This window comes from Moorena sp. SIO4G3, assembly GCF_010692305.1.
GTDB classification, from domain to species: Bacteria; Cyanobacteriota; Cyanobacteriia; order Cyanobacteriales; family Coleofasciculaceae; genus Moorena; species Moorena producens_A.
In genome coordinates, this window is the sequence record NZ_JAAHIG010000761.1 from 1 (window position 1) to 1,098 (window position 1,098).

Here is a 1,098-nt window from a genome sequence, read left to right on the forward strand (position 1 = left end):
TGCCAGCTAATCCACTCGTGCAACTCAAGATTACCGCCAAAACCATTGGCAGCCTGTTGCGGGGCCATGCTTTAGCTCCTTAGTAAAGGGTTTAGACATCTGATTTCTTATTTCCAGTTTTTGTCTAAAATTAATTTCGGCAGACTCCGTCTCGGAGTCTGCTCCAGATGAACTGGAGCTGCAACCTTACCAGTCTGCTTCCGTGCAGCATGTGGCCACCGGAATGGGTTATTGAATGTTTCAGATTAGGCTGTGCCAGAGATCTGCTCTGGTTACAGCCTAATTTATTCAGCATCCGATTGATACCACTCTTGTGTGTGAGAATTATCCCCTAGTCAGTTTCACAGAGTAACGTACTGACGTAATGATCAGGATTCCAAAACAAAATCAGGTTGCTATGGTGAGTAATGGAATATCCAAAACCCTAAATATCGTTGAGCAGCCTTAACTCTGAATCCCATCTCATTGGCTGCTCTTTTTTGTATTGATGAGGAATCATTGGTTCCCCACCTAAAAACTTGATTGGTTGGCCCAATGTTTATAGATTCATCAAGACCATACCTTGAATTCCCTTACGCTCCTTAGCAAAGTTTGCCTTATTGAGCAGCTGGATGTCTTGGGCATTGGCAAAAATAGAGACCGAGCAGTGGGGGGAACTTTGTCTAATTTCTCGCTTTAATCGTTCAATCAGCAAGGTCTTGGCCCCGTCTACATTGGGAAATGTTGGATCCACAACCAAATCCCAAATTGTGATGTTAAATATGCCGTCTCCTGAAGCTCGAATAAACCCAACCATGGCATGGGTTTTGAGTAATCTCGCGGTTACCCATAATAACGAGTGTCGAATCGCCACATTGAGTTTGCTTACGTCCCTTGCAGGTAAGCCTGCTTTGGTGAACAGCTGATTCAATTCTGCTGGAATCCCTGGTTCGTTGGTTCGTGTATAAACTCTTGGAGCTTTGGCTTGAGATAGGGAATTAGGTTGAGAATGCATAATATAGCGATCGCACCCCCCACAACAACTGCAGGGATTCAAATAAAACAACTAAAAGAAGTAGAGCTTTGGCTAGTGAGTCTATATTAATATAACTTAACACT

1 protein-coding gene is annotated in these 1,098 nt (G+C 43.5%); it reads right to left on the reverse strand.

From position 1 onward, the window contains the following. Positions 1 to 538 precede the first annotated feature (538 nt). Positions 539 to 994, reverse strand: a complete 456-nt coding sequence (locus tag F6J99_RS45265) for a hypothetical protein (RefSeq protein WP_293124042.1) — start codon at positions 992 to 994, stop codon at positions 539 to 541. Positions 995 to 1,098: the final 104 nt, after the last annotated feature.

What these genes read in the sequence shown, in the direction of transcription:
- F6J99_RS45265 (WP_293124042.1), bottom strand. Translation starts at nt 994, where the DNA reads ATGCATTCTCAACCTAATTCCCTATCTCAAGCCAAAGCTCCAAGAGTT.